We start from the raw sequence: 432 nt of genomic DNA, 5'->3' as shown, positions 1-432 counted from the left end.
GCAATCACGATTTGCAGCCCATTGCCGAAAATGCTAAGCAAGTAGCTAGTGTGAAGCAGTGGACAACCATTTAACTTACTAAATAAAAAAACTAACCTTCTAGTTTTTAAATGAACCGCTCCCTGTCAAGTAGACAGTCAAATAATAAAATAATTTAAGCAACCTGATTCCTGAATTCTAAAGGAGTCAGGTTATTTAGTTTTTCTTGATAACGTTGGGTGTTATAAAAGCTGATATAGTCGTCAATAGCTGTAACCAATTCCTCAAAGGCCTTGTAGTGTTGGAGATGGTAAGACTCTGTCTTGAAATGGCCAAAGAAACTCTCAATTGGGGCGTTATCAATACATTTGACAACCCGTGACATGGATAGGGTGAGCCCAGCTTGGGTGGTGAAATATCGGTTGAGAATAGTCTCTTCATAATATTTATCCC

The 432-nt window shown here is 38.4% G+C and carries 1 protein-coding gene; it reads right to left on the bottom strand.

The genetic code is table 11. The features are described 5' to 3' along the window. Window positions 1-154 precede the first annotated feature (154 nt). Window positions 155-432, bottom strand: a 278-nt coding sequence (locus FH871_RS34950; protein WP_138995351.1) for an IS3 family transposase, incomplete at its 5' end; no start/stop codon positions are given.

Origin of the sequence: Larkinella sp. C7 (assembly GCF_006149005.1) — a bacterium.
GTDB lineage: Bacteria > Bacteroidota > Bacteroidia > Cytophagales > Spirosomataceae > Larkinella.
Note: the sequence above shows the minus strand (reverse complement) of the source record. Positions and strands in the feature narration are given on the sequence as shown.